The organism is Okeanomitos corallinicola TIOX110 (assembly GCF_038050375.1).
GTDB lineage: Bacteria > Cyanobacteriota > Cyanobacteriia > Cyanobacteriales > Nostocaceae > Okeanomitos > Okeanomitos corallinicola.
The window spans coordinates 3,301,903-3,328,885 of sequence record NZ_CP150886.1 but is presented as its reverse complement, the minus strand read 5'-3'; the positions used below and the strand labels follow the sequence as shown (position 1 = coordinate 3,328,885).

Below are 26,983 nucleotides of genomic sequence, written 5' to 3'. Positions count from 1 at the left end.
AATTTTTTTGTCCGTTGTTATACTCATTTAACTAGACACTCTCATAGTCCTCCAAATAGTGATCATTTTGGTCTAATTCTATTTATTGAACATTCAATAGCTTGATGGATACCTTGATTTTGATGGTAGTTTCTGGCAATGACAACAGGTAATAGGTTAAAGGAAATCACCTTGACTAATTACTAATGGGCAATCTTGACTTAGTATGTGAAGGTTCTGTTAAGCGATTGCACTTATTTATATATAATTCATTCAAACTTTACTAAAATCTGTAATCATGGTTTCAGAGTGAATATTTTTTTATCTGGAAAAGCTGATTTTAGTCAGCAGTTATTAGTTATTAGTCATTAGTTATTGGGTTATTTAATTTCCCATCTCCCCATAATTGCTAGTAAAAAGGTACAGTTAAACAAGGTCTTGTAGATATGTTGGTAATATGACGGCATTTGAACTAAAACCTTGTTTTTTAACTCCCAATCACGTAAAACCAGAATATCCATTGTTTATATATTTACCAGGAATGGATGGAACTGGGGAACTACTGCGATCGCAAACTGCTAAGTTGGAACTGGGTTTTGATATCCGTTGTTTGACTATTCCCAAACAAGACCTAAGTAGCTGGGATGTCTTAACCAGAAATGTTTTAGACTTAATTCACGCAGAGTTAGAAAAAAGTTCTCATCGTCCAGTTTACCTGTGTGGAGAGTCTTTTGGGGGTTGTTTGGCTATGAAAATTGTCACTCAATCATCATATTTATTTAAACGTGTTATTTTAGTTAATCCTGCTTCTTCCTTTCATTTACAGTCTTGGTTAACTTCAATATCACAAGTAACTAATGTAGTTCCGTCATGGCTTTATAGTGTTGGTGCATTAGGTCTATTGCCATTTTTAGCGTCTTTATCCAGAATATCTAATAGCGATCGCCAGAAATTGCTTGCAGCTATGCGTTCTGTACCCGCAGAAACGATAAATTGGCGCTTGTCTTTGTTAAGAGAGTTTAAGATTGAAGAAGAAAAACTACAAAAACTCAAGCAAGAAGTATTATTAATTGCTGGAGGAAATGATCGGTTATTACCTTCTGTGAGTGAGATACAAAGATTAAATGATATTTTACCTAATGCTCACAATGTAATTTTACCAAGTAGTGGCCATGCTTGTTTATTAGAAAAAGATGTCAATCTGTACACAATTTTGCAAGAAAATGAGTTTGTAGAAGCTATGAAAAACAGTTATTCTCGCAGAATTTAGAAGTCATAATAGTTAACAGATTTGAAAGTCTTTTTTTATCTATAAACTGAGTGCTTATCCAAAACTTTCCACAATATAAATATCATTTCCTGAATCATCAACTAACATCAAATCACTGTCATGACTTGCTAGATTCAAACTTCCAGAAATACCACTTTGTAGAACTTTAATTAACATTTGCGGTGTAAAAGATTCCAATTCCACAAAATTACCAGCATCTAACCAAGCTAATTCTTCAGCAGATAAACTTTGACGAACTGTGGTAGGTAATTCTTGTGATTTTCGAGCGAAAGGTACTGCATTTTGAACAAACATTCCCCGTTTACTCGCAAGAATTTGACGTGGTAACAAACCTAAATCAATAATTCTTAGATTGCTATTTAAAAACCAATTCTCACTTGTCAGCAGGTGATTTAATAAGCTTACACCTTTAGGACTACAATCATGAAAAGCAAAAACTTGTAAATTCGGGTTTCTGCGTAACATTTCCATGGTCGTTGCAAAAATAGTTTGAGGATAACCAGTCACACTGAGAATTGCACAGTTATTTTCAAAGTGGAAATTATTAGCAATTAATATTTGAGCAATTGTCGCACTATCACAGACAATTAATCTATCAAAACTATAAGCAGTAACATCAGGGTTAACAGATGCGGGTGCAATTCTTTCTTGTGGAGAATGTAAAAGTTGTTCTATTTTACCATTAAGTTGTTGCCATCTTTCTAGCCAACCCTCTAAATTTGATTGGGGAACTAAAAATTCCTGTGGTAAATTTCCGACTTTTCCTAACTGTCTAGTTCCTAAAAATGTTGATAACATTCCTAAAATCACAACTGTACAAAAAATCGGGAAGGAATTTAATGATAAACTTATAAATATTCCCACTACTATAATTACAATTCCTATAAATATTAAAGTTTTAGCACTAGATTTCCGACTAGAATTATTTAATTTACTAGACTTAGTATTATTAAATAAATAGAAAATTGTCGCTGCTTGGTAAATTAAATTAACAATAATAAATGAATTAGGTAAAAAAGCACTCGTCATTCCTCCGAAAAAGAGAGTTACCCAAATATTGAAGAAAAGATATAAAAATACAAAACTCACAGGTTGAAATGCTTTTTTTCTAAGACGGTTATCCAAAAAATACAACAGCTGCTTGGGAGTAAAATATAAAGTATTATTAACAGAAATATCAGCTAAGATTTTTGCAAACATTGGGTCTGTAATTTTTACAGTTCCCATACTTGTGGGTTCAAAAGCAAAAGGATGATTACATTGTTTACATCTTCCTTGATTTGCTGTTCTATCTTGGAGATTATTGTCAGTTCCGCAGTTAATACATTTCATAGTTTTGGGTAAATTTAGAGAATTTGATTATTAAGTAAAACACTGTAATCTTCCCGGTTTCTAATTAAACGATGAGTACCATTTTCCAACAAAACCTCCGCAGGTTTAGGACGATGTAAAAAATGAGAAGACATTGCATAACCATAAGCACCCACATCTAAAATAGCGATAATATCCCCAATTTCCAAAGCGGGAAGTTGGCAATTTTTACCTAAATAATCCCGTGAATAAGTTGTATTTCCACAAACATCAGTCAGATAATTTTCACAACTTTTATTTTTCCAACTTATTATTTCTCGATAACCTCCATGTACAGCAGGAACAGAAATATTAGCGATTGTAGAATCTACACCAATAATTTGTTTTTTATCTTGCCATTTTACCGAAACAACCTTAACTAATAAAGTTGCACAACCAGCTACAGCAGAACGTCCTGGTTCAATAACCAAATTAATTTTTTTCTGTAAATTCCTAATTCTTCTACTTAACTCATCTCCAAAAATTTGCCAATCAAAAGCAGCACCTTGATGATGATAGGGATAACCAAAACCACCACCAAAATCTAAATATTGCCAATCTGGTAAGTTTTTTCCTATCTCTAAAACCCAATCAATTACATCAGTAAAAGCAGAAGTTGCATTAGTACCCGTACCCCGATAAAAATGTAACCCCGAAATTTTTAAACCCGCATTTTTAGCAATTTCAACAGCTTCTGCAAAATCTATTAAACTCACACCAATCCGACTATCTTCCGAAACATTCAACCTTAAACCAACATTTAACTCTTCCTTATCTTTGCTCCTTTGCGTCTTTGCGCGAAACAAAAAAATATCACACAACAAACACAACTGAGAAATACTATCCAAATTTAAACTATTCACCCCCCATTCCAAAACCTGTTCCATTTCTTCCCGACTTAAATTACTCCCACTATAAACAATTTCCGCAGGTTTAAAACCAGCACTTAAACCTAAATAAATATCCCCTGGAGTATTAGCATGAAGTCCCCAACCAGCATTTTTAAAAATCTTCAATAAAGAGATATTTCCATTGGTGACACTAGCAAAATGAAACCGAGTATGAGGATAACTAAAAGCTTGAGTAATATCAGAAATTGTTTGATTTAAAAAATCTCCATCATAAACATATAAAGGAGAACCATAAATATTTAATAATTCCTCAGCAATTGCTAAAGAAAACGGAGTTGTTAAGCTTGTAATTTCTTGGTGAATTTCTGGTAATAGTTCCATAACCAATTAGGTAATAAAAATGGATGATTCCAAGATTTTGATCCTCGTTGTACACCGAAAATCTGAGAGTACCAAATTTCCCAGATAATAAGTAACCAAAGCATCTCACCTATCCGTCGTCCTTGAATGTTCCCTCCTAAATCTCCAGTAATAATTTTAACTGCTATATCAGGTGAAAATATATTTTCCGCCTCTAGTATACCCGGATTCAGCCAATTACCGATATCATGCCAAAAATTATTTACACACCAAGAAGTTAAGGGAACACCCATACCCCGCTTTTGTCTCCAAACGATTTGCGATGGTAGTAAATTTTCTACAGCGCGTTTGAGAATATATTTTTCACAAGCACCGTGTAAACAGAGTTTACCCGATAGTTGAAAAGTCCATTCTGCTAAATTTAAATCACAAAAAGGCGATCGCACATTCAACCCATGAACAAAACTTAATGCAGTTGCACGGGGATGGATATTTTGCGCTCCTTTTAACATCAAACTAGCACGACGTAAACGATGTAACAACGAAGGACAAAAACGAGTATCTAACGCATCTAAAAGCCATTCCTGGGCATTTAAACCCTGAATCAGAGTATAAATTTCCGGCTGATAAACCTGTTTTTCATAACCCCAAAAACGGTGAAAAGTCCGCAGATATTGTTGAATAAAACTTTCATTTTTATTTGGATGTTCAGCTTGATAAATACCAGCAGCAATTAAAGGTTTATTAGTCCAACCTGCAAATAATTGATCTCCACCTTCACCATTGAAAACAACTTTAGTTTCTTGACTAGCAGCTTTATTTAAAAGATATAAAGGAACAGTAACACTATCACCAAAAGGTAAATCTAAAGCTTTAACAGTAGGAATAATTGCATTTTTAATATTCTTGGGACTAGCATCAACCTTAATAATAGGAATATTCAAAAATTGTGCTACCTGTTCCGCATAGGGATATTCAGAAATACCAAACTCACCAAAATCTAAAGCATAAGCGCGAACTTTTACCCCAGCATTTACCAACAAAGCAGCAACAATAGAAGAATCTAAACCCCCAGACAGAAAAACCCCCACAGGTTCATCTTTTAAATCTGCAACTTGTTTTTCAATCCCATCTTTTAGTAAAACTTGCAATTGTTCAATAGCGGTATTTTCATCTGTAATCTTTTCTGGAGATTCACACCATTGATAAATTTTTTTAACTTCGTAATTATCAACATTAGGAGAATTAAAAATAACCTCAGTTCCCGCAGTGAGACTAAAAACCCCATCAACAGGAGTTAAAGAATTAGGAACATAAGAAAAACAAGAATAACCATACAAACCAGAAATACTAATTTCCCGATTTTCAAATATTTCTAATAATAAATCTAAGCGAGAAGCAAACCAAACAGTATGATTTTTACAACACCAAAATAAAGGAACTCTACCAAAAACTTCCCTACCCAAAATCAAATTATTATCTTCTAGCTTCACCCAAACATCAGCATCAGCAAACCCAGAAGCAGAAATAGCAGCAATAGAATTTCCCCCTATCTCCGGTACATCATCACACCCAATATAAAAAACATTCCAAACAAATCCGTCTCCTTCCCCTCCTCTCTCTGCGACTCTGCGACTCTGCGTGAAAAAATCTTCCTTTTTCTCACCCCAATAACCGATAAAATGATATCCAGACATAACTATTTAACCACAAAAGATTCCTCACTAATCTTCCTCCCACCCAACAACATTTCCACCTGCCAATTACCCACAGGTGCAGAAGAATTAATAGTATAACGACAACGAGTATTCCAAATTGTAGTTGTTACATCTTTAGTTTGATAACTATTTTGTTTAACAATTTCACCACTAGGATTAATCCAATTACAACCCAAAGAAAGCTTTTTACCTATCGGTGCATCTTTCAAAGTTACACGATAAAAAAGTTCAGGATTAGATTGACGAGAAACACTATTTATTTGATTCTCATTAGCTAAAGTAATTTTATCTTGTTGGGCAGAAACATTAGCTAATAAAGAAGCATTTTTTTGATTAAAAAATACCAAACCACCAATAGTAATAATAATTGTCCCAACCACACCAAACGCAATCATTTTATTCCGGCGTTGTTGTACTTCCAAAGCTTGACGACGCTTTAACTGCACTAAAGCCTCATCCAACAATTCTGGTGGTAAATTCAACTCTTGTAAAATTTGCTGAATTTGTTCTTGATTAAATTCACCTTCTTGTTTTAACTGTAATGCTTGAACTTCGGCGATAATTTGATTTAACTGTTCCTGATTTAGTCTCTGTTCCATAGTAAATAATTAATAATTAAAAAAATTCTATTTTCCTCTCACCAATCACCAACAACTAAGGGTCTAGTTTTCACCTAACATCATAACTAGCTCACAGAAAAACCGCCAACCCGTTATCATACTAATGTAAAAACCAGACCCGAAAATTCAGGTAATCAAATTACCAATCTTAGCGTTTACCACGATAAGGAACTGCATTCAAATAATCAATGTCAAAAGCAGAGATTTTTTGTGCATAGTTACCTTTACCAGACAAGGATGCAGCCATATCTGCATATTTGCTAGGATCACCTTCTTGGAGACGTTTTGTTTTGGCTTTGGCAGTATAGAAGTTTTCCAACACAAATCGCCAGTCGGTTCTGACTGTACCTGCTGTTTCTTGGAAGTCCACACCATAGCGAGGTGTCACCAAATTGTAAGGACGACCTTCCATCCGTTTACGTTGGTAAGGAACGGTGTTATCACCGAAGCTTTGGTCATACTCTTCGCTATCTACTAAAGCATCAACGAAGCCACTAAAACCCTTAGTACCAATAACGATAGACCAAGCAATTTCTTCTTCTTTGTTGTAAGCAGAACGACCCAAAAGGCGCTTGAGAACAATATCTACCAAACGATAGTTGTTGTTAACAGAAACAACTAAACGATAGAAAGCTTCAGACTTAGCTAAACCACGGATAAAGTCTTTAACAGACAAAGAACCATTTTTTAGTTGAGATTCTAGAGTACCTTGACGGTTAAACTTGAGAATCTCATGTTCGCTGAAAACTTGACGATAGGATGCCCAAATAATACCTTGAATATCAGTGTAGGAACTAACATCTTCTACACGGTAGACATAAGGGGTATCTTCATTTTGGTCAGCAACACCGAAGCTGCTCACACGGTTATTTTGAGTAGTTGGTTTATATTGAAGTAATGGCAGTGCCATGCTGCGTCTTTCCTCTTGTAAATAAATTTGACTTTGAAAACAGAATTAGGTTTGATTACTCAAATTCCCAATTCACACTTTAACTATTTTCTCCCATTAGGTTACATACCCAAAGAGATTTAACGAACGGGAAAACTAGCACTAGGACTAATAGAAACAGGAACACCCGCGGGAATAGTTTCTCTGGTGGTGTTGGGAATGTTAATGTTAGCGGTGCTAACAGGTGTGTAAGTAACGGTTCTGATACTAGCAGCAGCAGCCATTTTCATGAAATCACTGATACTACCAGGTTTGTACCGTGCATCTTCTAGCTTGTCGCGCCAGTAGTCAGCATAACGAGGTGTTACCAAGTTAAAAGGTCTGTCTTTATAACGACGACGTTGGTAAGGAACTATATTTTCACCAAAACTGCTTTGATACTCTTCAGAATCAATCAAAACATCAACAAAACCATCCCAACCGCTGGTAGCAATTTTAATTGACCAAGCGATTTCTTCATCCTTGTTGTAAGGCGCACGACCTAACAACCGCTTGAGTCCAATTTCTACTAAGCGGTAATTGGAGTTAGTTTGAATTACCAAACTCTTAAAAGCTTCCGATTTAGCTAAACCCCGGATAAAGTCACGAACAGTAATAGTTTTGTTTTTGACCTGAGATTCTAAATTACCTTGACGGTAGAATTTCAAAATCACGTGTTCGCTAAACAGTTGACGATAAGCTGCCCAAATTAACTCTTCAGCGTCACCGCTAAAACTGTAATCTTCACTGCGGTAAATTCTGGGGGTGTCCTCGTTGGGTACTTCGTAACCAGGTACTCGTTGATTTTGAGAACTGGGTTTGTATTCTAGTAAAGGTAGTGCCATATTTTAGAATGTTTGTAAGTTGGTAATGGGTAATTGCTCAAATTCCTTCTGTCACCTATTCCCTGCTACTAATTTTTAGCAATACTAGGGATATAGTTATAAGGTAGAGAAACAGCTACGGGTTTTATTGTTACTTCCTCTGTGGTAAGTTCCCTGCTAGTGTCAGGAATTTCCATGGTTTTCACCTGAGAAGTCACAGAAGCAATAGTTCTTTGGTAGTTGCGTTCTGGAGTGATGATATTTCCTGCCATAGCAAAGAAACCAGCTGGAATAGCTTTGCGAATATCTTCAGTGGTGAGAGATCCTGAAGTGCGGATGTTGTAGAACGAACGAGTACCAATAGAGCGCATACTTTGAGCATTGCGCCAGTAGTCACTGTAACGAGGATTAACTAGGTTAAATGGTCTACCTTGATAACGACGGCGTTGGTAAGGTACGATATCGTCGCCAAAGTTTTCTAGGTACTCCTCAGAGTCTAATAAGGCATCAATAAAACCATGTACGCCTTTGGTGGCAATGACAATAGACCAAGCGATCTCTTCTTTTTTGTTGTAGGATTTCCTACCTAAAAATCTCTGAAGAATTAAATCAACTAAGCGATAGTTAGAATTAACATCTGCTACTTGACTACGGAAAACTTCTGACTTACCCAAGCCCCGGATAAAATCACGGATGTTAATTGCCTGATTTCGTAGTTGAGATTCTAAAAATTTTTGCCGATAGCTGCTGAGAATCAGATGTTCACTAAAAATCTGCCGATATCCTGCCCAAATGATCTCATCAACATCAGTGGCTAGGGTAGCGGAGGTGAGTTTATAAATAGTTGGAGTATCTTCGTTAGGTACTTCGTAACCTTCTACACGCTGATTTTGTGAAGAAGGAGAATATTCTAAAAGTGGTATTGACATCTTTACTTTTACCTTGTTTTGTGGTATTACGGGTAAAATTAACTAGCTGTTAATTCCAAGCTGTGAGTAGCCAATTGGACACGAGCGCGAATAGCTTTTTCAGTGTCATCAGTGAGCATTTTTTGGAACTGCTGCACAATCACTTCCCTCACTGGGGTAATTTTTGCCAAGGACTGTAACCCGACAATAGCCGCATAACGAATTGACCAGTCGGTATCCTGGCAAATAAACAGTAATGTTTCTAAAGCGCGATTAATGGCACTTTGACTTTCAGCCAAGGCTAATTTAGTCCAGTTTAAGTTTCCTAGACCTTTAGCAGCAGCACGGCGCACACTAGGCGCGAAGTCTGTAGCTGCGGTAGTGGCTAACACATCTAAAGCACGGGGATCTGCGATCGCTGCTAAAGTGCGAATCGAATAAGCCCGTGCGCCATAGTTATAATCATCAATTTGTTCTAGTAATTGGGGTACTGCAATTTCACCCAATTCTGTAAGTCCGGCTACAGCTAACACTGCTGCTGCTGGGTTGTTATAACCAAAAACAGCAATCAATGTGGGAATAGCCGCTGGATCTTTAGCTGCTGCCAAATTTGTTACTGCTGTCACCATTTGCGTTGGTGTTTCTGCTAAGGCAACAGCATTAATTAGTTCCTCAGTCATTGGTCAAAAATCAATAATTAATAGTCAACAATCATTGGTTATTAATCATTTGACTAATGACTAACAGCTAATGACCACTGACTACAATAGTGAATCCATCAAGTTCATGACTCGGACTGCCTGATCAGAAATAGATTCTGACTTATCAGTTAGTTGATGTTCTAGCAAGCCCTTCAATGCCATGAGTTTAAAACTATTTTCTGCCTGAGCATGGGCGATCGCCTCAGCAGCTGCCATATACCCAATTGCTCCCAAATCCCCCAAAATTGCACGCCGCAATTTCAGATCACTTTTTTGCATCATTGTCACCAGGAATTCTCCATACTGAGAATCTTGGGTAAGTTGATACATAGCCCTAGCTGCCGAGCATTGTACCCGTGGGACTGGATGCTCTAGAAAAGGCTGAATTAGGGAAATAGCCTCAGTTGCAACAATAGCTCCCAAGGCTTCTAACACTGCCTGATATGGTTGGGTTAGATGGGGGCGGCCTATTACTTGCACGGCCTTGGCCACACCCCCATCTAGCATTGTGATTAGTGTAGGTACTGCTGCTTTAGCACCAAGCATTCCTAAAGACTGGGCTGCTGCTTCACGTACATAAAAATCGGAGCATTCCAAACACTTAATCAATCCAGATATTGCTTTAGGGTTGCCCAATTTCCCCAAGGCTCTGGCTGCATTTCTGCGGAGTGGATAACCTCCTAGTTCTGTTTTATCAGCTTCATCTGCTAACGCTGTAATGAGTGCGTTAACAACTTCTGGCTGACTGACTCGAAACTTACCCAACCACCAAGCGGCATAATAGCGGAGACTTAAATCTGATGATTGCAGGTTAGCTATGGCTTGCTCTGGTGTCAACTGCGCCCCATTTTCGGCAGAATATTCTGACGTAGTGGGTTCTATCATTACCAGGGCTTTAGTTTTACTCTACTGCTAATGACTCAATCTTAACGATTTTGCCACCTAGACGGTTAATACGCTGCATCTCTTCGTTCATCCGGCTGTAGGGTACGGTAATAAATACGCTACCACTACGGCGAATGTTGAATTTATTCTTGTCAGTTTCTTGGTTTTGCTTTAAGCCTACAACTTCGTAACGAAATACACGACTTGCAGATGAAGAAACGCTACTAGCACCAAGTGTTGTTTGACCAAACATTACTTGTAAATCTCCTGTTGATGGATGATGCCGGAAAACAGCACTCTACCTTACGTAGATGTAATGCTGACAATTTTTCCGCCTTGTCTGTGAATTTGCTGAATCTTGTCAGAAAGACGCTCGTAAGGTACTATAAATGCTGTGCTGCTCCGCCGCACGCTGGGGTATCCTGGATTGCGAATGCCTGCTACTTCAATTCGGTAAACGCGATCCGATTGCCCTACAGCATTACCTAAGTTTTGTTTGGGGGCATTATCCGCAGTTGCACGGAAACCCCAGTTGTCGTTTGATCCAGATGGACCAACAATTGAGGATACTTTGTTACTTGCTAATTCTCTCGCTAACCGAGACCTATTTCCTTCCACCTGGGATGTGTCACTGTTAGCGTAACCCCGGTATAAACGGAACATCCGATTAAAACCAGCCATAGTTTGACCTGGTTGAGTATCAAAACCACGGTAGTAAGGTACTACATTTTCGCCGAAGCTATTTTGATACTCAATAGAATCAATGTAAGAGTCAATCTCCGCATCGTAGCCCTCGTTAATATATAAGTCTAAGTGGTATGTAACCTCAGACTCACTGTATGGAGCGCGACCCAACAAATGTTTATAGTTGAGTTCTATTAACCGAGTTTGGAAACTGTTATAGAAAAATTTAGATTTGTAGAGTTCAGACTTAGCCACAGTCCGTACAAACTCGCGTACTGTCAGACTCCCGTCGCGCAAAAGTGATTCTGCACTGATAAGGCGGTCTGATGCCAATATATAGTCGTTTCCTAAAACTTGCCGATAAACGGTACGGATTACCAATTCCACTTCTTCGCGGCTGGCGTTAGGACGCAGTTCAATTCGACTTGCGTCGCTAAAAGGCTCTGTTCCTAGCCTGGATGCTGCTGTAGTAATTGCCATTTTTCTTTACCTTTTGACTAGCAATGTAGTTTTTTTAGCAATTGCTGTTTGTATCAAGTTGATTTTTTGTCACTTATAGTAACGGATCAGGGAGTTTAGACATAAAGTCAAGAGAAATTCACTAGTCAGAGTTAATCACTCCCGTCTTCTTTACTATCACCTGTCATCTGTGACCTAACAGACATAAAACTATGCCCGGAGCGAGATCCAACTGCTAGGTGATTCAGTCCAGCATCGGGAGTTTTAATTCCCCACGAACAACTGATTAACCCCGAAGGGATAATTTCATCCAGCATTTGTACCCCTCTCCGGGCAAGAAGCTATCTAGCTAAGAGCGTTGATTGCGTAGTCAAGATAGGTGTTAGCTTCATTAGCAGCTTGACCGCCCAAACCATGGTTAGCTTTGATATATTTCAAAGCTTCTACATACCAGCTAGGAGACAAATCAAATGCGCTGTTGATTTCTGCCAAACCAGCAATCAAGAACTCATCCAAAGGACCTGTACCACCAGCAACTAAGCTGTAAGTAACGATGCGTAGGTAGTGACCAACGTCACGAGCGCACTTGGACTTACCACGAGCATCAGCAGCAAACTGATTACCAGGGGTAGAGGTGGTGTAAGGGAATTTGGTGTATACAGCTTGGGTAGCACCATCAATTAGTTTTTGAGCGTTAGCTGTCAAACCACGAGCAGCTTCCATGCTGGCAACTGCACGATCAAAACGACCGTTAACAGCTTGTAATTCGGTGTTGCTCAAAAAACGTCCTTGGGTATCAGCAGCTGCGATAGCTTCGGTAATTGGGGTTTTCATGGTTTAAATTCTCCTAGATTGGTTTCTTATGTTGTTGGAAGAGCTAGATGTTTAGCTCTGGACTGTTTGTACGTTTGTACTTATTGATTAAGCAACAGCTGCTGCTGCACGATCAAAGTAGCCAGCCAATTCAGCAACTAAAGAACTGCAATCACCTTTAGTGATACCGTTAGGATCGTTAACGATATTGATAGCAGCTTCTTTCATTTTGCCAACACCAACAGCTACGGAAGCACCAGGAGTACCCAAAGCTTGGTAGGTTTCACGTAAGCCATTTAAGCAACGGTCATCGAGAACACTAGCGTCACCAGCTATTGCAGCATAGGTAACATAGCGTAAGATGATTTCCATGTCGCGTAGACAAGCAGCCATACGACGGTTGGTGTAAGCGTTACCACCAGGAGCAATCAATTGGGGCTGTTCTTCAAACAAAGCACGAGCAGCGTTAGTAACAATCGCAGAAGCGTTGCTTGTGATGCGGTTAACTGTGTCTAAACGCTTGTTACCTTCTTTAACAACTGCGGTTAAAGCATCTAGTTGTTCGGTGCTTAAGAATTCGCCTCTAGCGTCAGCTTGGGAAACAACTTTGGAAAATACATCTAATGTCATGGACTCTAATCTCCTAATTACTTAGTTGAGAGATGTGCTGATTAAAACTTTCGTTTTATCAATTTGGACTGGACAACAAACTAAAAGCTCAATAGTTCTTGATTTAGTCTGTCATCTTTCTGGAGGTGGAAATTATGAGAAGCGAAGTTAACTTTATGAGAGACTCACTAAGCTTTTCTGATTAGCTATCTCATTTAACTTTGCTCTATTTTTTAACCCCTTCCGATTATGTTTATACACCGCTATAGATACTTTGTTTGTTACAAATTATGAAGAAATAAGTTACAGCAATAAGAAAAGCCTCAAATCCCTTACATATAAGAACTATGCGCCCTAAATATTCCTAATTTTTGTTACATAACTTTATATAAGGCTCGAAAAAACAAATATTTTCCAGGTTTTATATTCATTTAATAATCTGGCAAAAATATACCAACACTAAGTTACAGTTATTTTGCGGACATAGTTAGATGACTGGGTTTTCATTAAGTAATGTAAATTTTACATTTATAAATATTTGCGGAAATTCTTCAATTAACCTCCCAGGGGGGATTTTTTAGGTCTAAATTCGAAATTTAGAAGTCAAAAGTTTGACGAGAAACTACGCCGTTTTTTCTTAGCAACACCATATTGACTATCTACGCCTAAGGACTTCTAATAACTTTGTCAACGCCTGGGGTGGGGGTGCGGTTACTTCCACCCAATTACCGGAAATGGGATGTTGCAGCTTGAGTTGCCATGCGTGTAATGCTTGACCGGGCAAATTCACCCCGACAGAACGACCAGAACCATAAACGGGATCACCAACAATGGGGTGACCAATTTTGGCACTATGGACACGAATTTGATGGGTGCGTCCTGTTTCTAGTTGAAAATGAATCAAAGTGTAATTCCCAAGTCTTTCTTTCACTTGCCAATGGGTTACAGCTATTCTCCCTCCTGCTTCTACAGGAACTATGGCCATTTTTTTGCGGTCTTGGGGATGACGACCAATAGGTAAATTTACTGTTCCACTTTCAGTTTTTGGCGCGCCATAAACTACCCCTAAATATTCTCTGCGGGCTGTCTTTGCTTGTAGTTGTGCTTGCAAATGCTGATATGCAATATCTGTTTTCGCAATGGCGATCGCACCAGTGGTATCTTTATCTAGTCTGTGAACAATACCAGGGCGTTGTACACCACCAATTCCCGGTAAATTAGGGCAATGTGCCAACAAAGCATTAACTAAAGTTCCATCTGCGTGACCAGGTGCTGGGTGAACTACCAAACCAGCAGGTTTATTGAGAATAAGTAATTGCTCATCCTCGTAGAGAATATCTAGAGGAATATCTTGTGCTACCAACTCCAACGGTTGGACAGCAGGAATTTCCAGACTAATGCGATCGCCAACTTTCAGATTTATTTTTTTTGATGTGCAAATTTGATCATTCAGTAAAACATGACCTTGTTCAATTAACTGTTGAACACGAGAACGAGATAAATCAGGTATTTCCGCAGACAGATAGCGATCCAGACGTTCAGTTTTTTCTTGAACTAAAAGATTAATGGCAGTCACAGTTTGGTAAGTAAGTATAAAAAATCGTCATGTTCACCAGGTAATAGACAAAAAGTGAGAGTAAAATCCTTGCTATCAATAGTGTTGAGCTTACAAAAATATCACATTCACTTTGTTCACTAAGATACTCCTATAAATTTTAACAATTTCAGTATTTATAGAAAATACCCATATCATTGTTAATTAATTATGTTCTCTTACTTTTCCCAAAAATTAAATTATCCCGATCATTCATCAGTAAAGGTGAAAAAAATTGAATTAAGCATTATCAAACAGCTTATACTTAGTGGCAGGTTACACCAATAGCTATCAGCGAATGCTCACAGACCTGGTATTTCGGCAGTAAAACCCTTTTGGTGTAAAAATTCATAATTAAAATAATTTGCACCTCATTTACCTGCAATATGCTGCATTAATCACTATAGTAATACTCAAATGATAACTAAAAACATCTAAATATTTTAGAGCTTTAGGTATTTAGGGATTTTAGACTGAGTATTGCTTAACCTAAATATATATTTAGGAATTAAACATCTATCATATTATAGATTTACGCAAAGTAAACTTAATTAGTAAAAATGTCTTGCTAGTAACTATATTTACAGTATAAAAAATTAAAGATAAAATATTATTTATAGCATTTATAAGAATTGCTTTGGTACTTATTTAAAGCCAGAGATAATGGCAGTTATTTTCACTACTATTACTAAAATTAACTTGAAGTTTTTAAAATATATTTAAAATAGTTTTTTATTTCCCTGGTAAATATATAGTAACGTGAAAGAAGTAAGTAATTATTTAGCATCTACCAGTTGTCAATCATTAAGTATTCAGTAGTAATAAATACTGGATATTTTAGTTAAAATTGTCAGCTTCCAACTCTAGTTTTTAGCTGTCGTGTTGTAGGAATGAAAGCCATAAAGCCGTGAGGCAATAGATAACCTGATGGCACAAACTGCTGTGAGACATTGAACTGAAAGCAGATAGCTAAACACTTAACAACTGCTTTTATCAATCTTTGTGAAAGTCAAGAGTTGAAAGTTTGTCACTTGCCAAATTGGCAGAAAATATTAACTACAAATTTCAAGTTTAAACTGCTACTTTCTACCATGTTAGGGGTGAGAACAACTAAGAGTTCAACTCATGACAAACCCAAGAGACAAAAGACTTTCAACTGTTTTACCTATCACTGATAACCTATTACTCACTGCATAATCTCCACCGTTTTGGGTGGGTGAGGGGTGAGTGGGGTGTGGGGTGTTGGGTATTGTGTGTTGAGAGAAGAGACTTGCTATACTCTCAGCAATATAAACCGTTATCTTGATCTGGCATTATGCCCAAAAAGACCGGTGTGAATTGCTTACGGGTAGTTCACAAATTGCAGTGTCAAATTTTAATTTGTATTTAGAGCCGTGCTAATGAAAACGCTTCCTATTAGTAGATACAGATTTTTCCAAAAGCTACAACCTCTGTCCCTCTTGAAAAAAATCACCAGTAAATCTGTAACTGGTTGTCTACAAGTATTTAGCACTTCAGGGGCTTGGTCAATTTATGTACAGGAAGGAAAGCTAATTTATGCTTGCTACTCAGAGAAGATGTTTGAGCCGCTATATAGGAACTTACAGCGGTTAGGCCAACATAATTCTGCTCTTCCTAGAGAAATTAATCAGCAGTTGCAAAGCATTTTTGAAAGAGGTGTGGAAAATCAAACTATCCCCAATCCAGATTATCTGGCTATTTGCTGGTTAGTTAATGAAAAATACCTCAGTGCTTTACAAGCGGCAATGTTGATTGAGCAGTTATCTTTAGAGTTTCTCGACTCATTTCTGAAAATAGAAGAAGGGAGTTATGAATTTATTCCTGAAAGTTTCTTAGATGATCTACCTAAGTTTTGTCATTTGAACTTGCGCTTATTAGTGGAAAAGTGTGAAGCGGGTGTACGAATTTCCCCTGAGCAGTTTTGGCAATACAATCATTCCAGATATAATGAGCCAAGCTTTGAAGAACCAAAATTTGATGAGACAAAGAAACGCCCCAAAATTGAAGTGCAATTACCCCCTATTGGCAATAAACTACCCAACACGGGCAGATATCAACGTTTTTACTCAAAACCTAAAGATAAAAAAAATTACACTATTTTCTGTGTAGATGATAGTCATCTAGTTTTAAATACGATTAGAGGCTTTTTAGATGAACAAATATTCTCTGTATTTGGGGCAACAGATTCCTTAAAAGCTCTGATGGAAATCTTACATATTAAACCAGATATGATTTTTCTGGATGTAACGATGCCCAATTTAGATGGATATGAAGTTTGTTCATTATTACGTAAACAGGCACAGTTTAAAAATACACCTGTGATTATGGTGACAGAAAAAGCCAGCTTAATTGATAGAGCTAAAGCCAAGCTAGTTGGTGCTTCCTGTTGCTTGACTAAGCCTTTAAATCAAGGTGATTTACTGAAAGTAATTTTTCAGAACATGGTTTAAACAGTTACTAACTTTTTAAATTTAGACTATAACGGACGATAACTAGAAAGGATACTGTGCATCTTAACTACTGCTCCAATGACTGCGATCGCTGGCGCACTAAATTCCGTCTCTTCAACTTGCTGCACAATTGTTCCTAACTCTCCAATTAATTCTTCTTGTTCTGGTCGAGTTCCCCATCGTACCAAACCTATGGGAGTCTCCAAACTCAATCCAGCTAAAATTAACTGTTCCACGATGTAAGGTAGATTGTGGATACCCATATAAATCACTATAGTTTCTGAACCTTGGGCGATCGCTTGCCAGTTAACAGAAGGCCGATACTTTCCCGCCGCTTCGTGACCCGTTACAAACGTCACCGATGAACTATACAGACGGTGAGTTAAAGGAATTCCAGCATAAGCCGCCGCCGCAATCCCGGCTGTGATCCCAGGCACAACTTCTACAAAAATTCCCGCTGTCAGTAATTCCGCCATTTCTTCACCACCACGGCCAAAAATAAAAGGATCACCTCCTTTTAAACGCACTACCACAGGATAATCTTGAGCTTTTTCAATTAGCAATTGGGTAGTTTCTTCCTGTAAAAGTGAATGTCTCCCCATCCGCTTACCAGCGTTGATTTTCTCCGCTTGGGGATTGATCATTGCCAAAATGGGTGGACTGACTAAGGCATCATAAATCACGACATCTGCACATTCTAATAAACCCTTACCTTTAAGAGTCATCAGTCCGGGATCACCAGGCCCAGCACCGATTAAATAAACCTTACCCAACAATTTGTTCCCCTTCTGTTGCTAAATCCCAAATTACATCCGCAAGTTCTGCGCTGACTCCCAGAGGTGAGGCTAATTGTAACTTTACTTCTGGAAATTGTAATTGTAACTTTTCTACAGATTCGGCGATCGCATCGGTTATCCCTCCAGGGAATAAAAAATATGGCAAAATTGTAATCTGCCGAGAACCAGCCACTAACAATTCTTTCACCCTGACTTCTAAGCTGGGAGAAACAAACCAATAAGCTGCCATAACACCCAAATTCTCAGCTATAGTTTCAATAGGTTTTTGTGAACCAGAACGGCCACTACCGTGAGCTAACAAAATTACCCTTTCTGCTTTGATAGTAGCCATAATTTTAGTCAGCAGCTTTTCTATCTTCCCATGACTACCTAAGTATGGTTTTAGATCCAGCTTGATGCTTCCAACCAATGCTTTTTGTGCTATTTCTACCTCTGCGGGAATATCCGACATGACATGAACGCCTGGCAGTAGAAACAAAGGTATAATTTTTAGAAATTGACAGCCAAAAGTTAAAGCTGTTTGTGCAAAATCTTGAATTTGCTGGTGTAAAGGTTGGGTATTTAACTCCAGAGTAGCTATACCAACTAAATTTTTACCCCTTGGTAACTTCTCACTGATCAATTTTGCTAATTGCTGCATAGCAACATCTGGACGTGGATCACGACTTCCGTGAGATACTAAAAGATAGGCAGATGACATGGGCAAAAAATGTAATTAACTAAAAAATAAAAGTGATGGTATTTTTATGAAAGAATTCATGAATGCTTTAGAAGAGTTAGTAGATAAACTAACACTAGGAGCAATTTTAGAATTGTTAGAAAGAATTTGCCACAAAAAAGCAGAAAATCTCAGAACTCATTGGCATGACGAAGAAAATGCTAAATTGTGGGATAAAGCTGCTAAACAGATCGAAAATATCAACGTTGATATATAAGATATAAGTTGTAAGCATTCAGCTAACAGCAGTCAGCAGTCAGATTTTTCAGGTTTAAGCCAAAAATTACTGGTTGATTATTTACTGATTTATCCAACATTCTGACTCCTGACTTCTGAATTAATTTAATGTTTATTAGGGTGGAAACCTCTAACCACCCTCATGTACCTCATGTATTGGTAAATTTCTCCCATTTTATAGACAGGCATTGCCAAACGTAGACAAATGTCTTAAAATAATTGTGAAGGTCGAGAAAGACTCTCCATGAAACTATCAGATTACGCTAAGTCACTAGGAGTTAGTTATAAAACAGCCTGGAGAATGTGGAAACGTGGTGAACTCAACGCTACACAATTAACAACAGGTACAGTCATAGTCAACTTCGATAAACCAATCAACAAAGGAGTAGTTATCTATGCCAGAGTCAGTAGTAGTGAAAATAAATCTAACCTGGACACTCAGGTTCAGAGACTAGAATCTTATTGTTGCGCCAAAGGATATACGGTTGTCAGAATAGTAAAAGAAGTTGGTAGTGGTGTTAATGATAACAGACGTAAGTTAATTCATCTATTAAACCAAGATGATTACTCACTGATTATATGTGAACACAAAGACCGACTATCAAGAGTAGGATTTAATTACCTTAAAGTTTTACTTAATCAACTTGGTAGAGATATTGAAGTTGTTAACTTAGCAACAGAAAGAACAGATGATTTAATGCACGATTTTGTTTCCATTATTACTTCTTTTTGTGCAAGACTTTACTCAATTAGAAGACGGACTCGGAAAACTGAGTGCATTGTAAAATGTCTTCAGGAGGATGAATGCGACTAGTTGAAAAACACATCATCAAAAACACTCATAAACATTACCAAGAAATTGATAGGCTTTGCTTTCTTTCTAAAAATCTCTATAATGCTGCCAACTACTTAATTAGGCAATCTTTCTTTAAAACTGGTAAAATTCTCAATTATAATCAGAGCCAAAAACTATTACAAAGTCAGTTTGATTATAAAAATCTGCCAGCGAAAGTAAGTCAGCAAATATTAATGATTTTAGATAAGAACTGGAAAGCATTTTTTCAAGCACAAAAGGCTTATTAAGAAAACCCATCTAAGTTTTTGGGTAGACCAAAATTACCTAAATACAAACATAAGGAAAATGGGAGAAACCTTTTAGTTTATACCATACAGACTTTGTCTAAACCATTTCTATCAAAAGGATTTATTAAACTTAGCCAAACTGAAATAGTTTTTCCTACTCAGACTAAATAAATAGCACAAGTTAGGGTTATTCCCAAACTTAATCATTATGTAATTGAGGTGATTTATCATCAAGAAGAAAAACCAAAACAGGTAGACAATAAGAGAATTGCCAGTATTGATTTAGGATTAAATAATTTGGCTACTGTAACTTTCAATCAAGCAGGTTTAATACCTTTCTTGATAAATGGCAGACCGTTAAAATCCATTAATCATTTCTTTAACAAAAAGAAAGCTGAACTACAGGCTATTATCAAAAATAAGACATCAAAAAGATTACAAAATCTCTGCACAAAACGCAATTTTAAGGTTGATGACTACTTGCATAAAGCCAGCAGATATTTAATCAATAAGTTGGTTAAATTAAATATAGGTACTTTGGTAATTGGCAAAAATGAAGGTTGGAAACAAGAACTGAATATAGGTTCTCAAAATAACCAAAATTTTACTCAAATACCACATACCAGATTTATTGGACAGTTGACTTATAAAGCAGAATTAGCAGGAATATCTGTAATTATCACCGAAGAAAGTTATACATCTAAATCTAGTTTTTTAGATCAAGATGTACTCCCCAAATATAAAAAAGGGGAAAAATATTCTTTTAGCGGTAATAGAATTAAACGTGGTCTATATAAATCTGCTGAAGGTATTTTAATTAATGCAGATGTAAATGGATCATTAAATATTCTAAAGAATTGCAATCCCTAATGCTTTTGCAGATGGGATACAGGGGATTGTAGTTTCCTAAAGTATTGGTAAAACTTTCAAAGTAAAATATATTTGTCTATATTTTTTACAACTATAAAGTTAGTGCATCTAATATCACTGTATTTTTAAAAAAGCAACAATTAAAGAGCTTAGATGTTCCCAAGGTTTAGTACCACCGACCCAAGCATGGGAAGGTAAATTCCCCTTGGGATATGATTGGTTCATTGTCCAGTTAAAAAAGATATTTTGCCCAGAAGAACTAGACTTTGTGATATCCCAGCCCACAATATCGCAAAATTTACCATAATCTCTGCCACAACTTTCGTAAATTTGTATTTGTACACTAAACCCAAAATGCCCTTCGCTATGTTTTGTCCACAAATAATCAATAATTTGTAAGTCTTCACTGGGAAATTTTTCTAAATCGCTATTAAATAGATATTTACTGCTAGGTTTAGATAAAGCTTGACGCATTACCAGCCAAGTTTCCGCATCGGCTTTTTGCCATTGTTTATGGCGCAGAAACTTTTCTAACTTAGTGTAATCAACTCCTGTAGCTGAATATAGAGTATTTTGATCATTAACATGAATATTAATATTTTGTTTAACTGGTTGGACTTTTGTGTGAATGGCAGCTAACACTTCTGTTGCCGATTGATAACGTTGAGAAAGGGAATTTTGCAGCAGTTTATCAAGAATTGTAGACAACTGCTCAGAAACAGAATTTTCAGTAGTTAAATAATCTTGCCAGATCCAGCGATCGCTGGTAATATCAAATAACTCAAAGGGAGAAATTCCAGTTAATAAATAAATACAAGTTACACCCAAACTATAAAGATCACTAGCTGGTAAAGCCTTACCCCGCATTTGTTCGGGAGCTATATATTCTGCGCTTCCTACCGTTGTCCCTGTATGAGCTAAAGCTGTAGCTGTGATTTGTTTAGCAACACCAAAATCAATTAATACTAATTCACCCTTTCTAGATTCAGCTATAAAATTTATTGGTTTAATCTTACTAATTGAGAGGCTGGATTTAGTTTTTCCTGAAGAATTTAAAGATTCTAATTCACTCACAGTCATAGTAGAACCTTGATGTGACAATTCTCCATTACTAATTGGTAGTTGTGCTTCAGATTTATTACCTGTTATTGGTGGATATCTTCGCATAATATTGGCTGGCTTGATATCCCGATGAACTACTTGTTGAGAATGGATAAATTGCAGCACTGGTAATAAATTTTGGAGAAGTTGCCAAATATGCACTTCCCTAAACAAACCTTCCGCTTGTAACTCCTGTGCTAAGGTTTTACCAACAATTAATTCTTGCACTAAATACAGTTGATTTTCCTGTTCAAAATGTGCCATTAATTGGGGAATTTGAGGATGCTGTAACTCATTCAAACGCACTGCTTCTTGATTAAATAATTCAATAGCTTTTGCTAATGTGGCTGTATTTGCATTTAGAAAGTAAAGTTGTTTAATAACACACCTTGGCTGAGAAGGTATGTGTTCATCTACAGCTAAAAAAGTTCTACCAAACCCCCCACTACCAAGAGGATGGATAGGACGATATCGTTCTTTGAGCAGCAGTGACTTACCACATTTAATACAGAAGCGGGAATCATCTAAATTGTGAGAGTATAAGCAAAAAGTACAACAAGTCATCAGTCATGACAATTTTGGATTTTAGATTTTGAATTGATTCAACAGATCAATCTAGGAGCTTGTACCATTAAATAATTATTGGTAAAAATTAAACCACTTCTATCTATTGAATTTTCCCATTGACAAATGAAAACTAACTCAAGCTATTGCTTTTCTGCTTTATAAGTATAAAACTGATCAAATGCTCCTACCGTTTCAAATGTATAACCTGGTATTAAATTATCAATCTTTAAATCAGTGGTATAAACACTAAAAACTAGATAATCTTGTCTTTTGGTAGTTGCAGTAATAATTTCTCTGATTTGTGGGTTGACAGAATCAATCAACTTATTACAATTTAATTGTATCAGATTTTGCAGGAAGTTAGGTGTTTTTTGACAAAAGTCACTTTTTAAGTAAGTAGTTAATTTTTCTACTGCATATTCTTCGTATTCAGCCTTTTCAGGGTTAGTGTTTGCCATCGCTAGTCCTAAAACAGCAAATCCAGCTACTCCCACAGAGGCAATTATAGTCCAGGCTTTCATAATAGTTTAGATTATGTTCAAGTTTCTACATTTTCAAGACTACACAAGACTACAAAGAAAATATGTCAAATTCTGGCAAAAAAATCTTGATCTTTTTTCCAGTGTCATGCTATATTAGTGCAAGCAATGGATGGCGAGCGTAGCCAAGAGGTTAAGGCAGTGGTTTGTGGTACCACCATTCGTGGGTTCGAGTCCCATCGTTCGCCCTGAGTTATTATATATATTCAAATCATCAACAAGACAAGGTATTAGTTACCTGTTTATTAATGACTTTGTGTGCAACTTACAAAAAATATTTAAGCAGGTAATTTTTATGTTTTGTTACCTAAAGGTGGTTGTTGGTATTTGAAACGACTACTTTCTGCATGATAAGAATCACCTAAAAATAATTAATTAAAAGTAAAAGTGAAAGTTCATAACTTTTGGATTTGCTTAGAAAAACTGAGAAGGATAATGTAAACTGAATCCAACAACGGTGTTAAGCAACAAATTCTGGAAATATGCTTCTTTACCGATGAATTGAACTACAGTACAAAGAACTTAAATTGACCGAAATTACCACCAGTAAACACGATTATAAAAAATATATACCCTAACTATCCTCTATGTTCAATACCACAGAAATCATCATTGACGCTTTTGTAAACCAACTACGAACAGGTTATCAGCGTACTTATGGCGGGTTAAAAACAGATTATCAAGACATCATAGCCTGGGCTGGTAACATGGCCTTAGAAAACATTGCCAACAGTGATGCTTTATATCACAACGTTGAACACTCCGTACTTGTTACCCTAGTGGGACAAGAAATTTTACGAGGTAGACATATCCGAGAAGGGGGAGTTTCCAGCGAAGACTGGTTACACGTAATTATCTCCTTATTGTGTCACGATATTGGCTATGTCAAAGGAGTCTGTCGAGACGACAAAGAAGCCGAAAGCCTATATTCTACAGGTCAAAATGGTAATATGGTTTCTCTACCTTCTGGTGCTTCTGATGCTAGTCTCACACCCTATCATGTGGATAGGGCAAAACTATTTATTGATGAAAGATTTGGTGGACATCCGTTAATAAATGCGGAAGCAATTAAAAATAATATTGAACTAACACGCTTTCCAGTTCCCAGTGCTGATGATCATCAAGATACTACTCACTTTGCAGGTTTAGTTCGTGCTGCTGATTTAATTGGGCAATTGAGTGATCCCCGTTATTTGAAGAAAATAACCAGCTTATTTTACGAATTTGAAGAAACAGGAGTTAATAAAGTTTTAGGCTATCAAAATCCAGGCGATTTGCGGAAGAACTACGCCAAATTTTACTGGAATGGTGTCTATCCATATATCAAAGAAGGATTACGTTATTTAGCTTTAACCCAGCAAGGAAAACAGGTTCTAGCTAATCTTTACTCTAATGTTTTCGTAATTGAGCATGAAAAAGAAAATGAGGAATTACATTATTTAGCAGAACAGTTAAACAGTTAAACAACTGCATTGATGACTTTGCTAGTTAGGGCTTGTGATAAGGTGGCATTAGCCATATAAAACCCAAACCTAGTTAGTAATAGATGATAGATGATTACTAACTTTAGGATCTTTAATTTATCATCTATCATCTAACTAGCAGATTATATAAAATCATGTGATTTTCATGACAAGAGAAGTATATTTTAATCATTTTTAGAGAGCAAAGTAAAAATTATGAATTGGTGGCAAAGACTCAAAAAAAATTCCTTAGCCAAATTTGGGGCAATTATTTTATTAGTTTTTTATTTAGCAGTAATTGGGGCTGATTTTATTGCACCTTATAACCCTTATGATTCACAACCTAACGGTTCTTTGCTACCACCAACTCGTATTCATTGGATTTCCCAAGAGGGTAAGTTTATAGGCCCTCATATTTATCCTACTATTCAAGGAGATACAGACATAGAAACAGGGGAAAGAAAATTAATTATAGATTATCAAAAACCTTCTCCTCTAGGCTTATTTGTTTTTGATTCTGAATATCAGTTATTTAAACTGAGTTTACCCTTACCTCCAAAATGGGAAGAAATTACTATCATTTCCGGTATTCCTCTCAATTTACATTTATTTGGAGCTAAAGGAGAAGCTAAATTTAACATTTTAGGTACTGACGAACAAGGAAGAGATCAATTTAGTCGCCTGCTTTATGGTGGAAGGATTAGTTTATTTATTGGTATCTTTGGGATTATTATTACCTATCCTCTGGCGTTATTAATAGGCGGTATTTCTGGTTATTTTGGCGGTGTCATTGATAGTGTAATCATGCGTCTTGCCGAAGTTTTGATGACCTTTCCAGGTATTTATTTATTAGCAGCATTGTCAGGAATTTTAAGCCCCCAATTAACAAGTACACAGAGGTTTTTGTTTATTGTTTTAATTACTTCTGTAATTAGTTGGGCGGGTTTAGCTAGGGTAATTCGTGGACAAGTTTTATCAATTAAAGAAAGAGAATTTGTCCAAGCATCATTAGCAATGGGTGGGAAACCAATTTATATTATTATCCGTCATGTTTTACCCCAAACTGCTACCTATGTGGTGATTTCAGCAACCTTAACAATTCCCAGTTTTATTGGTGCAGAAGCAGTATTAAGTTTGATTGGTTTAGGGATTCAACAACCCGATCCTTCTTGGGGAAATATGCTTTCTTTAGCTAGTAATGCTTCGATTTTAGTATTACAACCTTGGTTAATTTTGCCCCCTGCAATTTTGATTATTTTGACAGTTTTATCCTTTAATGTCCTTGGTGATGGGTTGAGGGATGCACTTGATCCTCGGAGTTTGCAGAGGTAGTCAACTCAGATACTATTTAAGTATTGTAAATTAGTATTTAAGTACCTGGGCAAAATTAATTGCACATTTGGGAAAACAATAGAAATCTCTGTATCTCTTGTCTGTCAACTGTCACCTGTCACCTTCCCTAAATATGAAATTTATTTTGCACGACTACTTATTTAAGTGTTTTCAATACCTAATTCGCGGATCTACATAAGCATTGAGAATATCAATCAAAATACTCGCAGTCACAACAATTGCACCAAAAAACACCAACACTCCCTGTACAGTCGGATAATCTCGATCAGAAATAGCTTGATATAAACGATTTGCTAAACCAGGCCAAGAAAATGTTACTTCTGTTAAAATTGCTCCTCCCAATAAAGAAGCAAATGTTAAACCTAAGACCGTAATTACAGGTATCAAGGCATTCTTTAAAGCATGAGATATCAAAATCTTATTTTCAGATATTCCTCGCGCTCTAGCCGCTTCTACATAATCAGCTTTTAAAGTTTGTTTTAAATTTACCCTAACAATACGTTCAAAAATGCCACTGAGTAAAATTCCTAAAGTTAAACTAGGTAAAGCTAAATGATGTAAAGCTGTAAAAAATTGACTCAAATTACCACCTAACAAACTATCTAATGTATATAAACCAGTAATAGTTTCAGGTGCAGGAAGATTAGGGGGAAAACGATTAGAATTAGGAAACCAACGCAGTTGGACAGAGAAGATTAATTGTAATAACATTCCCACCCAAAACATAGGTAGTGCGTAGGTAATAATTCCAAATAAACGTCCACCAACATCAAAGGAAGTTCCCGGACGAGATGCGGAAATTGTACCAACGAAAATCCCTACGATTAACGCAATTAGCATACTAGAAACTGCTAATTCTGCGGTAGCGGGGAAATGTTGACTAATAATTTCCCAGACATTTTGACCACGACTGGTTAAGGAAGTTCCCAAATCAAAACGGAGAATATTTCCTAAATAATTGAGGTATTGTAACCAGATTGGTAAATCTAAACCCAGTTGTTTTCTTAATTCTTCTTTAGCACTTTCTGGCGCTCGTCCACCCAGAATTGCATCTGCTGGATCTCCTGGGGTAGCTCTTAATAACAGAAAAACAATGGTGATAATTGTTAATAGTTGCAATGGTGCAAATAGCAACCGAGAAACTATGTAATATTGTAAGGCTTTGGAACGAGACATATTTTAGAAAGAGTTCAAGGAGTGGGGAATCAGA

At 36.8% G+C, this 26,983-nt stretch carries 28 protein-coding genes and 1 tRNA gene; 9 read left to right on the top strand and 20 right to left on the bottom strand.

The genetic code is table 11. From position 1 onward, the window contains the following. Window positions 1-436: 436 nt before the first annotated feature. Entirely contained in the window at window positions 437-1,249 is an 813-nt protein-coding gene (locus WJM97_RS14460; protein ID WP_353929499.1) for an alpha/beta hydrolase, read from the top strand. Window positions 1,250-1,303: 54 nt separating this feature from the next. Here the strand turns inward: WJM97_RS14460 and WJM97_RS14455 are convergent, their stop codons facing one another. The 15 genes from WJM97_RS14455 to WJM97_RS14385 all read right to left on the bottom strand — a co-directional run bounded on the left by WJM97_RS14455 (window position 1,304) and on the right by WJM97_RS14385 (window position 14,556). Next, a complete protein-coding gene (locus tag WJM97_RS14455; RefSeq protein ID WP_353929498.1) occupies window positions 1,304-2,602 on the bottom strand; it encodes a hypothetical protein in 1,299 nt (432 codons plus the stop codon). A gap of 14 nt (window positions 2,603-2,616) precedes the next feature. Next, on the bottom strand, window positions 2,617-3,852 hold the full coding sequence (locus tag WJM97_RS14450; protein ID WP_353929497.1) for a decarboxylase: 1,236 nt from the start codon (window positions 3,850-3,852) through the stop codon (window positions 2,617-2,619). Continuing rightward, a complete protein-coding gene (locus tag WJM97_RS14445) occupies window positions 3,810-5,528 on the bottom strand; it encodes an asparagine synthetase B family protein (protein WP_353929496.1) in 1,719 nt (572 codons plus the stop codon). The genes WJM97_RS14450 and WJM97_RS14445 overlap by 43 nt, the downstream gene beginning before the upstream one ends. 2 nt (window positions 5,529-5,530) lie before the next feature. Then, the gene (locus WJM97_RS14440) at window positions 5,531-6,148 is read right to left on the bottom strand and encodes a DUF3859 domain-containing protein (RefSeq protein ID WP_353929495.1); all 618 of its coding nucleotides are present in this window, start codon (window positions 6,146-6,148) and stop codon (window positions 5,531-5,533) included. Window positions 6,149-6,317: 169 nt separating this feature from the next. After that, complete coding sequence (locus WJM97_RS14435; protein ID WP_353929494.1) at window positions 6,318-7,079, bottom strand: phycobilisome rod-core linker polypeptide; 762 nt, start codon at window positions 7,077-7,079, stop codon at window positions 6,318-6,320. Between the two features lie 119 nt (window positions 7,080-7,198). Then, entirely contained in the window at window positions 7,199-7,942 is a 744-nt protein-coding gene (locus WJM97_RS14430; RefSeq protein ID WP_353929493.1) for a phycobilisome rod-core linker polypeptide, read from the bottom strand. 68 nt (window positions 7,943-8,010) lie between these two features. Next, the gene (locus tag WJM97_RS14425; protein WP_353929492.1) at window positions 8,011-8,850 is read right to left on the bottom strand and encodes a phycobilisome rod-core linker polypeptide; all 840 of its coding nucleotides are present in this window, start codon (window positions 8,848-8,850) and stop codon (window positions 8,011-8,013) included. Between the two features lie 38 nt (window positions 8,851-8,888). After that, window positions 8,889-9,509 carry a HEAT repeat domain-containing protein gene (locus WJM97_RS14420; protein ID WP_353929491.1) on the bottom strand — a complete coding sequence of 207 codons (621 nt, stop codon included), beginning with the start codon at window positions 9,507-9,509 and terminating at the stop codon, window positions 8,889-8,891. Between the two features lie 81 nt (window positions 9,510-9,590). Further along, window positions 9,591-10,415 (bottom strand): HEAT repeat domain-containing protein, encoded by an 825-nt coding sequence (locus WJM97_RS14415; RefSeq protein WP_353929490.1) that lies wholly within the window; start codon window positions 10,413-10,415, stop codon window positions 9,591-9,593. A 16-nt stretch (window positions 10,416-10,431) separates the two neighbouring features. Further along, on the bottom strand, window positions 10,432-10,668 hold the full coding sequence (locus tag WJM97_RS14410; protein ID WP_353929489.1) for a phycobilisome linker polypeptide: 237 nt from the start codon (window positions 10,666-10,668) through the stop codon (window positions 10,432-10,434). 50 nt (window positions 10,669-10,718) lie between these two features. After that, window positions 10,719-11,579 carry a phycobilisome linker polypeptide gene (locus WJM97_RS14405; RefSeq protein WP_353929488.1) on the bottom strand — a complete coding sequence of 287 codons (861 nt, stop codon included), beginning with the start codon at window positions 11,577-11,579 and terminating at the stop codon, window positions 10,719-10,721. Between the two features lie 131 nt (window positions 11,580-11,710). Continuing rightward, window positions 11,711-11,875 (bottom strand): hypothetical protein, encoded by a 165-nt coding sequence (locus WJM97_RS14400; protein ID WP_353929487.1) that lies wholly within the window; start codon window positions 11,873-11,875, stop codon window positions 11,711-11,713. A 28-nt stretch (window positions 11,876-11,903) separates the two neighbouring features. Next, on the bottom strand, window positions 11,904-12,392 hold the full coding sequence (cpcA, locus tag WJM97_RS14395) for a phycocyanin subunit alpha (RefSeq protein ID WP_353929486.1): 489 nt from the start codon (window positions 12,390-12,392) through the stop codon (window positions 11,904-11,906). 87 nt (window positions 12,393-12,479) lie between these two features. Then, window positions 12,480-13,001: a phycocyanin subunit beta gene (locus WJM97_RS14390; RefSeq protein ID WP_353929485.1), complete on the bottom strand. Its 522-nt coding sequence runs from the start codon at window positions 12,999-13,001 to the stop codon at window positions 12,480-12,482. A 634-nt stretch (window positions 13,002-13,635) separates the two neighbouring features. Then, complete coding sequence (locus WJM97_RS14385) at window positions 13,636-14,556, bottom strand: RluA family pseudouridine synthase (RefSeq protein WP_353929484.1); 921 nt, start codon at window positions 14,554-14,556, stop codon at window positions 13,636-13,638. A 1,418-nt stretch (window positions 14,557-15,974) separates the two neighbouring features. Here WJM97_RS14385 and WJM97_RS14380 point away from each other — a divergent pair. Next, window positions 15,975-17,045 carry a response regulator gene (locus WJM97_RS14380; RefSeq protein ID WP_353929483.1) on the top strand — a complete coding sequence of 357 codons (1,071 nt, stop codon included), beginning with the start codon at window positions 15,975-15,977 and terminating at the stop codon, window positions 17,043-17,045. Window positions 17,046-17,071: 26 nt separating this feature from the next. Here WJM97_RS14380 and cobA read toward each other — a convergent pair whose 3' ends face one another. Next, complete coding sequence (cobA, locus tag WJM97_RS14375; protein WP_353929482.1) at window positions 17,072-17,818, bottom strand: uroporphyrinogen-III C-methyltransferase; 747 nt, start codon at window positions 17,816-17,818, stop codon at window positions 17,072-17,074. After that, window positions 17,811-18,542: a sirohydrochlorin chelatase gene (locus WJM97_RS14370; RefSeq protein WP_353929481.1), complete on the bottom strand. Its 732-nt coding sequence runs from the start codon at window positions 18,540-18,542 to the stop codon at window positions 17,811-17,813. Before WJM97_RS14370 ends, cobA begins: the two co-directional genes overlap by 8 nt. A gap of 46 nt (window positions 18,543-18,588) precedes the next feature. Here WJM97_RS14370 and WJM97_RS14365 point away from each other — a divergent pair, with 46 nt between their 5' ends. From WJM97_RS14365 to WJM97_RS14350, 4 genes are all read left to right on the top strand, one after another. After that, window positions 18,589-18,777 (top strand): hypothetical protein, encoded by a 189-nt coding sequence (locus tag WJM97_RS14365; protein WP_353929480.1) that lies wholly within the window; start codon window positions 18,589-18,591, stop codon window positions 18,775-18,777. Window positions 18,778-19,041: 264 nt separating this feature from the next. Beyond that, window positions 19,042-19,611 carry an IS607 family transposase gene (locus WJM97_RS14360; protein ID WP_353929479.1) on the top strand — a complete coding sequence of 190 codons (570 nt, stop codon included), beginning with the start codon at window positions 19,042-19,044 and terminating at the stop codon, window positions 19,609-19,611. Continuing rightward, a complete protein-coding gene (locus WJM97_RS14355; protein ID WP_353929478.1) occupies window positions 19,602-19,880 on the top strand; it encodes a hypothetical protein in 279 nt (92 codons plus the stop codon). The genes WJM97_RS14360 and WJM97_RS14355 overlap by 10 nt, the downstream gene beginning before the upstream one ends. A gap of 219 nt (window positions 19,881-20,099) precedes the next feature. After that, window positions 20,100-20,750 carry a transposase gene (locus tag WJM97_RS14350; RefSeq protein WP_353929477.1) on the top strand — a complete coding sequence of 217 codons (651 nt, stop codon included), beginning with the start codon at window positions 20,100-20,102 and terminating at the stop codon, window positions 20,748-20,750. Window positions 20,751-20,864: 114 nt separating this feature from the next. On the opposite strand, the gene WJM97_RS14345 is transcribed toward WJM97_RS14350, so the two are convergent. Together WJM97_RS14345 and WJM97_RS14340 are read right to left on the bottom strand one after the other, a co-directional pair. After that, the gene (locus WJM97_RS14345; protein WP_353929476.1) at window positions 20,865-22,415 is read right to left on the bottom strand and encodes a serine/threonine-protein kinase; all 1,551 of its coding nucleotides are present in this window, start codon (window positions 22,413-22,415) and stop codon (window positions 20,865-20,867) included. A gap of 143 nt (window positions 22,416-22,558) precedes the next feature. After that, window positions 22,559-22,939 (bottom strand): DUF4359 domain-containing protein, encoded by a 381-nt coding sequence (locus WJM97_RS14340; protein ID WP_353929475.1) that lies wholly within the window; start codon window positions 22,937-22,939, stop codon window positions 22,559-22,561. 133 nt (window positions 22,940-23,072) lie between these two features. Here WJM97_RS14340 and WJM97_RS14335 point away from each other — a divergent pair. From WJM97_RS14335 to WJM97_RS14325, 3 genes are all read left to right on the top strand, one after another. Further along, window positions 23,073-23,145 (top strand) — tRNA-His (locus tag WJM97_RS14335). A gap of 399 nt (window positions 23,146-23,544) precedes the next feature. Further along, window positions 23,545-24,420, top strand: a complete 876-nt coding sequence (locus tag WJM97_RS14330) for an Npun_R2479 family HD domain-containing metalloprotein (protein WP_353929474.1) — start codon at window positions 23,545-23,547, stop codon at window positions 24,418-24,420. Between the two features lie 216 nt (window positions 24,421-24,636). Next, window positions 24,637-25,752 (top strand): ABC transporter permease, encoded by a 1,116-nt coding sequence (locus tag WJM97_RS14325; protein WP_353929473.1) that lies wholly within the window; start codon window positions 24,637-24,639, stop codon window positions 25,750-25,752. A gap of 171 nt (window positions 25,753-25,923) precedes the next feature. Here WJM97_RS14325 and WJM97_RS14320 read toward each other — a convergent pair whose 3' ends face one another. Further along, entirely contained in the window at window positions 25,924-26,949 is a 1,026-nt protein-coding gene (locus tag WJM97_RS14320) for an ABC transporter permease (protein ID WP_353929472.1), read from the bottom strand. Between the last annotated feature and the right edge of the window lie 34 nt (window positions 26,950-26,983).

Coding starts and splice junctions, on each gene's coding strand:
- WJM97_RS14460 (WP_353929499.1), top strand. CDS start 437: ATGACGGCATTTGAACTAAAACCTTGTTTTTTAACTCCCAATCACGTA.
- WJM97_RS14455 (WP_353929498.1), bottom strand. CDS start 2,602: ATGAAATGTATTAACTGCGGAACTGACAATAATCTCCAAGATAGAACA.
- WJM97_RS14450 (WP_353929497.1), bottom strand. CDS start 3,852: ATGGAACTATTACCAGAAATTCACCAAGAAATTACAAGCTTAACAACT.
- WJM97_RS14445 (WP_353929496.1), bottom strand. CDS start 5,528: ATGTCTGGATATCATTTTATCGGTTATTGGGGTGAGAAAAAGGAAGAT.
- WJM97_RS14440 (WP_353929495.1), bottom strand. CDS start 6,148: ATGGAACAGAGACTAAATCAGGAACAGTTAAATCAAATTATCGCCGAA.
- WJM97_RS14435 (WP_353929494.1), bottom strand. CDS start 7,079: ATGGCACTGCCATTACTTCAATATAAACCAACTACTCAAAATAACCGT.
- WJM97_RS14430 (WP_353929493.1), bottom strand. CDS start 7,942: ATGGCACTACCTTTACTAGAATACAAACCCAGTTCTCAAAATCAACGA.
- WJM97_RS14425 (WP_353929492.1), bottom strand. CDS start 8,850: ATGTCAATACCACTTTTAGAATATTCTCCTTCTTCACAAAATCAGCGT.
- WJM97_RS14420 (WP_353929491.1), bottom strand. CDS start 9,509: ATGACTGAGGAACTAATTAATGCTGTTGCCTTAGCAGAAACACCAACG.
- WJM97_RS14415 (WP_353929490.1), bottom strand. CDS start 10,415: ATGATAGAACCCACTACGTCAGAATATTCTGCCGAAAATGGGGCGCAG.
- WJM97_RS14410 (WP_353929489.1), bottom strand. CDS start 10,668: ATGTTTGGTCAAACAACACTTGGTGCTAGTAGCGTTTCTTCATCTGCA.
- WJM97_RS14405 (WP_353929488.1), bottom strand. CDS start 11,579: ATGGCAATTACTACAGCAGCATCCAGGCTAGGAACAGAGCCTTTTAGC.
- WJM97_RS14400 (WP_353929487.1), bottom strand. CDS start 11,875: ATGCTGGATGAAATTATCCCTTCGGGGTTAATCAGTTGTTCGTGGGGA.
- cpcA (WP_353929486.1), bottom strand. CDS start 12,392: ATGAAAACCCCAATTACCGAAGCTATCGCAGCTGCTGATACCCAAGGA.
- WJM97_RS14390 (WP_353929485.1), bottom strand. CDS start 13,001: ATGACATTAGATGTATTTTCCAAAGTTGTTTCCCAAGCTGACGCTAGA.
- WJM97_RS14380 (WP_353929483.1), top strand. CDS start 15,975: ATGAAAACGCTTCCTATTAGTAGATACAGATTTTTCCAAAAGCTACAA.
- WJM97_RS14370 (WP_353929481.1), bottom strand. CDS start 18,542: ATGTCATCTGCCTATCTTTTAGTATCTCACGGAAGTCGTGATCCACGT.
- WJM97_RS14365 (WP_353929480.1), top strand. CDS start 18,589: ATGAAAGAATTCATGAATGCTTTAGAAGAGTTAGTAGATAAACTAACA.
- WJM97_RS14360 (WP_353929479.1), top strand. CDS start 19,042: ATGAAACTATCAGATTACGCTAAGTCACTAGGAGTTAGTTATAAAACA.
- WJM97_RS14355 (WP_353929478.1), top strand. CDS start 19,602: ATGCGACTAGTTGAAAAACACATCATCAAAAACACTCATAAACATTAC.
- WJM97_RS14345 (WP_353929476.1), bottom strand. CDS start 22,415: ATGACTTGTTGTACTTTTTGCTTATACTCTCACAATTTAGATGATTCC.
- WJM97_RS14340 (WP_353929475.1), bottom strand. CDS start 22,939: ATGAAAGCCTGGACTATAATTGCCTCTGTGGGAGTAGCTGGATTTGCT.
- WJM97_RS14330 (WP_353929474.1), top strand. CDS start 23,545: ATGTTCAATACCACAGAAATCATCATTGACGCTTTTGTAAACCAACTA.
- WJM97_RS14325 (WP_353929473.1), top strand. CDS start 24,637: ATGAATTGGTGGCAAAGACTCAAAAAAAATTCCTTAGCCAAATTTGGG.
- WJM97_RS14320 (WP_353929472.1), bottom strand. CDS start 26,949: ATGTCTCGTTCCAAAGCCTTACAATATTACATAGTTTCTCGGTTGCTA.